Annotated in this window: 7 protein-coding genes and 1 pseudogene; 5 read left to right on the forward strand and 3 right to left on the reverse strand. The window is 74.4% G+C overall.

The features are described 5' to 3' along the window. Positions 1–33 precede the first annotated feature (33 nt). Together ACIQOV_RS21730 and ACIQOV_RS21735 are read left to right on the forward strand one after the other, a co-directional pair. Positions 34–981: a histidine kinase gene (locus ACIQOV_RS21730; protein ID WP_401050797.1), complete on the forward strand. Its 948-nt coding sequence runs from the start codon at positions 34–36 to the stop codon at positions 979–981. After that, positions 963–1,616: a response regulator transcription factor gene (locus ACIQOV_RS21735; RefSeq protein WP_359898483.1), complete on the forward strand. Its 654-nt coding sequence runs from the start codon at positions 963–965 to the stop codon at positions 1,614–1,616. The genes ACIQOV_RS21730 and ACIQOV_RS21735 overlap by 19 nt, the downstream gene beginning before the upstream one ends. A gap of 227 nt (positions 1,617–1,843) precedes the next feature. On the opposite strand, the pseudogene ACIQOV_RS21740 reads toward ACIQOV_RS21735, so the two are convergent. Continuing rightward, positions 1,844–2,101 (reverse strand): annotated as a pseudogene (locus ACIQOV_RS21740) (HPP family protein); the annotation flags it as partial. Positions 2,102–2,131: 30 nt separating this feature from the next. On the opposite strand from ACIQOV_RS21740, the gene ACIQOV_RS21745 reads away from it, so the two are divergent. Next, entirely contained in the window at positions 2,132–2,257 is a 126-nt protein-coding gene (locus ACIQOV_RS21745) for a hypothetical protein (protein ID WP_401050799.1), read from the forward strand. Here ACIQOV_RS21745 and ACIQOV_RS21750 read toward each other — a convergent pair. Continuing rightward, entirely contained in the window at positions 2,224–3,129 is a 906-nt protein-coding gene (locus ACIQOV_RS21750; RefSeq protein WP_401050800.1) for an immunity 49 family protein, read from the reverse strand. The genes ACIQOV_RS21745 and ACIQOV_RS21750 overlap by 34 nt on opposite strands. Before the next feature lie 109 nt (positions 3,130–3,238). Next, positions 3,239–3,649 carry an erythromycin esterase family protein gene (locus ACIQOV_RS21755; protein WP_401050806.1) on the reverse strand — a complete coding sequence of 137 codons (411 nt, stop codon included), beginning with the start codon at positions 3,647–3,649 and terminating at the stop codon, positions 3,239–3,241. A 110-nt stretch (positions 3,650–3,759) separates the two neighbouring features. Here ACIQOV_RS21755 and ACIQOV_RS21760 point away from each other — a divergent pair, with 110 nt between their 5' ends. Continuing rightward, positions 3,760–4,995, forward strand: a complete 1,236-nt coding sequence (locus ACIQOV_RS21760) for a glycosyltransferase (protein ID WP_401050802.1) — start codon at positions 3,760–3,762, stop codon at positions 4,993–4,995. Between the two features lie 263 nt (positions 4,996–5,258). Continuing rightward, on the forward strand, positions 5,259–5,999 hold the full coding sequence (locus tag ACIQOV_RS21765) for a DUF6461 domain-containing protein (protein ID WP_401050804.1): 741 nt from the start codon (positions 5,259–5,261) through the stop codon (positions 5,997–5,999). Positions 6,000–6,420 lie beyond the last annotated feature (421 nt).

Genomic DNA, 6,420 nt, shown 5'->3' on the forward strand with positions numbered 1-6,420 from the left:
TCGTCCCGCATCGCCTCCAGCGAGTAGGCGGCGGTGCGGGAGCTGCCGCCGTGGCGGCGTGGACGTGCCCGCGCACTGTTCCGGGGGCCGGCGGCCCGGCGCGACCTCGGCTACGGGCTGGTCTCCCTGCTGCTGCTCTGGTGGATCGACCTCGGACTGGTCGCGGTGGGCCTCGGCACCCCGCTGTTCCTGCTGGCCGCCCCGTTCCAGCCCACCGCGAACCCCACCGCCTCCTGGCTCGGACCGCTCGCCGGACTCGTGCTGCTCCCGGTGGCGGCCTACCCGCTGGCGGCCTGGGCGGGGGTACGGGCGGTGACCGCCCGGGCCGTGCTGGAGCCCGCCGAGAACGAGCTGACCCGAGTGGTGGCCTCGCGGGCCCGGCTGGTGGACGCGTACGAGGTGGAACGGCGACGGATCGAGCGCGACCTGCACGACGGCGCCCAGCAGCGGCTGGTCTCGCTCTCCGTCAAACTCGGCCTGGCCGGTCTCGACCTGCCCGAGGAGTCGGCCGCTGCCCGGCAGGTCCGGGAGGCCCGGGAGGAGGTGCAGACGGCGCTGCGGGAACTGCGCGAACTGATCCACGGCATCCATCCGCAGGTCCTCACCGACCGGGGGCTGGAACCGGCGGTGCGGGACCTCGCGGGCCGCTCGGCGGTGCCGGTGGACGTCGACGTCGCGCTGCCCGGGCGGCCGCCCGCCCCGGTCGAGGCCGCCGCCTACTTCGTGGTCTGCGAGGCGCTGGCGAACGTGGTCCGGCACAGCGGCGCCCGGCGCGCCTCGGTGCACGGCCGCGCGGCGGCGGACGGGCTGGTGCTGGAGATCCGGGACGACGGGGCCGGCGGCGCCGACCCGGCCGCCGGAACCGGTCTGCTGGGCATCAGCGACCGGCTCGCCGTTATCGACGGCACCCTGTGCCTGCGTTCCCCGGCCGGTGGGCCGACCGTCCTGCGAGTGGAGATCCCGTGCCGGCACTTCGGTTAGTCGTCGCGGAGGACTCGGTGCTCCTGCGGGAGGGCCTGGTCTCCCTGCTGGAGCGGTTCGGGCACACCGTGGCGGCCGCCGTCGGCGACGCCCCGGCACTGGTCGAGGCGGTCCGGGAGCACCGGCCGGACGTGGTGGTCGTCGACGTCCGGATGCCCCCGGACAACACCGACGACGGACTGCGCGCGGCCCGCCGGCTGCGCGAGGAGGATCCGCGGCTGCCCGTCCTGGTGCTCAGCCAGTACGTCTCGCAGGGGTACACCGCGGAGCTGATCTCCGCCGGCGACCGGGGCGCGGGCACCGGCTACCTGCTCAAGGACCGGATCGGCGAGGTGCGGGAGTTCGTCGCCGCCCTCACCGACGTGGCCGGGGGCGGGACGGTGGTGGACCCGGAGGTGGTCCGCCAGTTGCTGACCCGCCGGCACGACCCGCTGCAGCGCCTGAGCCCCAAGGAGCGCGAGGTGCTGGCGCTGATCGCGGAGGGCCGTTCCAACGCGGCCGTCGCCCGTCGGCTGGTGGTCACCGAGGCCACGGTGGCCAAGCGGATCGCGAGCATCTTCACCAAGCTCGACCTGCCGCAGGCGCCGGACGACCACCGCCGGGTGCTGGCGGTGCTGAGGTACCTGGGGTCGTGAGGGCCCGCCGCGGCCGTGGCTGCGGTCGGCGGCCGTCAGTTCGGCGTGGCCGTCACCAGGACACCGGGTAGCGCACCGGGTGCCTGCCGATCCGGCCGGGCAGCAGGCCGATGACGACCAGCAGCACGGTGGCCAGGACGAGCAGCGGGAGGAAGGGCACGGGGTGCGGGGCCTTGCAGGACCACGATCACGGCGGTGGCCGCGGCCGGGGAGTGCGAGAGGTGGGTGAGCATCATCGCGCCCAGTGAGAGCCCGGCGGCCACGGCCGCGCCCCAGGTGGTACTGCCGGTGACGGCCAGGGTGGCGAAGCCGATCGGGGCCGACATCAGCCGGCCGCCGATCGGGTTGCGCGGCTGCGAGATCGGCAGCGCGGGCGCTCCGTGCACCAGCGCGGCACTGGCGGCCAACGGCGGGATCAGCAGCGGTTGAATGAAAGGTAGGACGTTTTTCCTGTCGGACAGTATCCGTCCACGGCGCCGGACCACCTCGGGAACCAGAGCGAGAGCGAGCAGCCCATGACCACGCCTTCCGTCACCGTCTTCCGGGACGTCCGCCCGTACGGTGCCGACCGGGCCGTCGACCTGATCGCCGTGGACGGTCGGACCGATCAGCCCGTGCCGACCAGCGTCGCCGGGAGGTAGCCGGAGGATATGCCGAGCTCCCACCCGTGCGCCTGGACCGCGAGGGCGGCGAGGGCGATCGGGACGACCGGGAGCAGGGTGCGGGGCCGGGCCGTCGCGGGCGTGCTGTCGCGGTGGAGGGCGAGGCGGGCGGCGAGCGCCTCCTCGAAGGCGGCCCGGTCGTCGTCCAGCAGGACCCGCAGCAGCCGCTGGTCCGGGCTCAGCCCGCCGGGTGCCGCCCCGGCCGCGGCGTCCAGGCCCCGGGCGGCGGCCGCGCGCTCGTCGGCGTCCGGCTTGCGCAGCGGGACGGGACCGGGGGCGATCCACGGCGACCGATCCGTCTCCACGACGAAGAGGTACGAGCCGAGGGCCGTCATCCCGGCCAGGTCCGCGGGCTCGGAGACGGACGTCAGGTCCGAGTGGGGCAGGCCGTCGCGGACCGCGGGCGCGTAGTCCTCGACGAGCAGCGGGCCGAGCATGCGGTCGCGGTGCGGCAGCAGACCGCCGATCAGGCACATCGCGAAGGCCTCCACCCAGGTCGCGGCCGTGGGCGCGAAGTCCACGACCGCACCGAAGCGGACGTCCTCGCTGTCCAGCGTCCTGCCGATGTACGGGAAGGGGACGTCGAAGTCGCCCCGGGGGAAGCAGCCGAGCTGGAGCACGCCGAGGGCGCACTCGGCCGCCGTCCACACGGCCGCGCGGGCGTCGGCTCCGGTGAGGCCCCCGTCCTCCAGGGAGAGGGCGGCGACGTGGTCGAGCAGCTCCTCGCCCATCGCGCGGACCGACCCGATGGTCAACTCGTCCTCAAGGTCGTACCAATGGCCGAGCGCCCGGCCGCGGACGTCCCCCAGGGCGTCGCGGATCCGCTGCTGGACCACGGTGTGACGCGTCACTTCCCGCACGTGCTGGTGCCTCCCCGTCGGTGGTGCGGTCCGTCGTCCCGCGTACCCGTGCTGACGGAGAGGCACGCTAGCAGCGACCACTGACGCCAGGAGCCGGCGCTCAGAGGAGGCGGGCCGCGCCGGTCTCGTGGAGGTGGACCAGGGCGTCGTAGGCCGGGCCGATCGCCAGGCGCGGCAGCGGGTCGCTGCGGAACTCCGTCCCGGCGTCGTAGGTCGGGCGGGCGGTGTCCAGCCAGGAGCGGGTGGCCGGCGGGGCGGAGCGCAGGTCGACGTCGTAGTCGCGGGGGCGCACCCGGTCGAGGACGTACTCGTTCATTCCGGCGGTGGCCGGGGGAACGGTGACCTTCTTCCAGTCGGGGGCGAACGGGGAGTCCTTGGTGAGGAACGAGCCGCGGCCGAAGGTGAGACCGATGGCGACGTAGCCCGTGCCGAGGGCGTCGCGCAGGTACTCGCCCTGGGTCCTGGGGTAGAGCTCGGGGTCGCTGCTCCGGTAACGGCAGGGAGAGTGGATCCCCCTGCCACTATCAAGCTACAGCGTGACCCGGGGCTTGCGGCAAGGCCCCCGTTGTGGCGCAGAATCCCGACCGTAAGGCCATGACCTGCGGAAACGGGAGTCGTGAAATGCGCGTGTTGATGACGACATGGGGATCGCGCGGGGATGTCGAGCCGCTGGCGGGGCTGGCGGCGGCGCTGCGGGGGCTCGGCGCGGAGGTGCGGGTGTGCGCGCCGCCGGATGAGGAGTTCGCGGCCCTGCTGGCGAGGGTCGGGGTGCCGCTGGTGCCGGTCGGCCCGTCGGTGCGCTCGATCGTCGCCGGTCCTGAGCTGCCGACGGCGGAGGACGCGTTCCGGCTGGCCCGCGAGCTGGTCGCCGCGAGGTTCGAGACGCTGACCGCGGCGGCCGAGGGCTGCGACGTGCTGCTGGCGACCGGCCTGATGCCGGCGGGGGCGCGGGACGTCGCGGAGAAGCTCGGCCTCCACTACGTGCTGGCCTGCTTCCACATCTTCGGACTGCCCTCGCGGCACTTCCGTCCCGGCCGGCGGCCGGGCACGCCGTCCCCGCAGGACGAGACCGACTACCGGAAGCTCTGGGAGCAGGACGCCCAGCGGGTCAACGGGCTGTACCGGGAGGCGCTCAACGACCACCGGGCGGCCATCGGTCTGCCACCGGTGCAGAACGTCCGCGACCACGTCTTCACCGAGCGGCCGTGGCTGGCGGCGGATCCGACCCTGTGCCCGTCGGAGGGCATGACGGAACTCGACGTGGTGCCGACCGGGGCGTGGATCTTCCCCGACGACCGCCCGCTCCCGGCCGACCTGGAGGCGTTCCTGGACGCCGGTGAACCACCCGTGTACGTCGGCTTCGGCAGCATGGCCGCGCATGCCCCGGAGGGCATCGCGCGGGTGGCCGTCGAAGCGAGCCGTGCGCACGGCCGCCGGGTGCTGCTCGCCCGGGGTTGGGCCGGGCTCACCCCGATCGACGACCGCGAGGACTGTCACGTCGTCGGCGAGGTGAACCAGCAGGCCCTGTTCCGCAGGGTGGCCGCCGTCGTCCACCACGGCGGCGCCGGCACCACGACGACCGCGGCCGTGGCGGGCGTGCCGCAGGTGGTCGTCCCCCGGATCGCCGACCAGCCGTACTGGGCCGCCCGGGTCGCCGAGTTGGGCATCGGCGCGGCCCACCTCGACCGGACGCCGACCGTAGACTCGCTCTCCGCCGCGCTCGGTACGGCCCTGGTGCCCGGGACCCGGGCGCGGGCGGGGGCCGTGGCCGGCGGCATCCGTACCGACGGGGCAACGGTGGCCGCGAGGCTGCTGTTCGAAGCCGTGGGCCGGAAGGTGCCCGCCGGGTCCGGGTGAGTGTCCGGGGAGCCGGGCCGCGCAGGTGCCGGGTGAACGGCGGTGCGGTCCGGGTGAACGGTGGCGCCCGGTGAACGGCGGTGCGGGCCGGGTGGGTTCGATTCCGGATCGGCCTCCTTCCGATCGAACAGGGGTGGTTGTCGGCCCGCGCACGGCCGGTTCCGGCATTGATCCGGCGACCGGCGGCCGGGTGTCGGCAGGGTCGGTTAGGGTGCCCACTTGCGCGCCCGGTCACCGCAGGCCATGCGCGAGGGGAGGGCGGCATGACCGACGGCACGCACGGGGGAGTGGGACAGGACGGGGACGGCATCCAATGGCTCGCCGAGATCGGCCGGCCGGCCACGGGTCGACCGTCAACGGGACGCCGGTCAACCGGCCGACCGTCAACGGCCGGACCCGACCCGGACGGTGAGGTCGGCGGCGTCGTCTTCGCCCGGGGGATCACGCCCCAGGAGCTCGCCCGCCGGATGGGCGCCGACCCGGCCACCGCGACCGAGCCGATCAGCGACACCGAGATCCGGGACCTGGACATCGAGGTCTACCGCCCCGGTGACGACGGCGACGGTGTGATCCGGGTCGGCGAGTGCGCCGGCTGGTCGTTCGCGATCGAGTACGGCGACTCCACGGGCGGCGAACTGCTCATCGAGATAGCGCGCGACGGCGTCGAGGTGGTGCACTTCCGCCCGATGCCGGAGCAGCGGCCGGCCCTGCTCGACTACGCCCGGGACGGCGCCGTGCTGTGCGGCTTCGGCCTGGGCGAGGAACGCTGGCGCTGGGGCCAGGAGCCGGACCTGCTGGTGCCGGACCTGGTCGCCGCCGGAGTCCTGGAGGCCGACGGCGTGACCCCCCGCGACCCCGGGCGCGAGCCCGATGGGGCCGCCCTCCGCCGCGCCCTCGGTGCCGTCGAGCGGCGCTTCGGGCTGAGCCTGCCCCGGGCCGCCCTCGGCGGGCTGCGCCTGCCGGCGTACGCGGTGCGGGGAACCCCGGGCATGGCGCTGCGCTGAGGGGCTGCTGCGCCGGCGACCCGCGGCACCGATGGCCCGCGAAGCGTTGACGCAGGCGCGGAGGAGGGCCCGGCAGACGAAGGGCAGGGCGAACGGCGGACGCGGGAGCGGCGGGAACGGCAGCGACAGGAACGGCAGACGCGGGAGGGACAGGAACGAGAGCGGCAGGCGCGGAAGCGACGGGAACAGGGTGGTCACGGCAGGGTTCCTTTCCGGGCCCCACCGGCGGGGCCCCGATGGCCGTCATCCTTGCGCGCCGGCTGCTCGTCGCACATGTGCCGATCGGGAGGTTCCCGAGGCGCAATTCCTGCCCTGGCCCTGCCGATCGGCAGGGCCAGGGCAGGACGGGGAGATCCGAAGAGCACACCTCTGAAAACCAGTAACTCGTATTAATATCGTATTCAGTAATATTCTTGAAAAA

This window comes from Kitasatospora sp. NPDC091257 (assembly GCF_044757675.1).
Lineage (GTDB): Bacteria > Actinomycetota > Actinomycetes > Streptomycetales > Streptomycetaceae > Kitasatospora > Kitasatospora lactacystinica.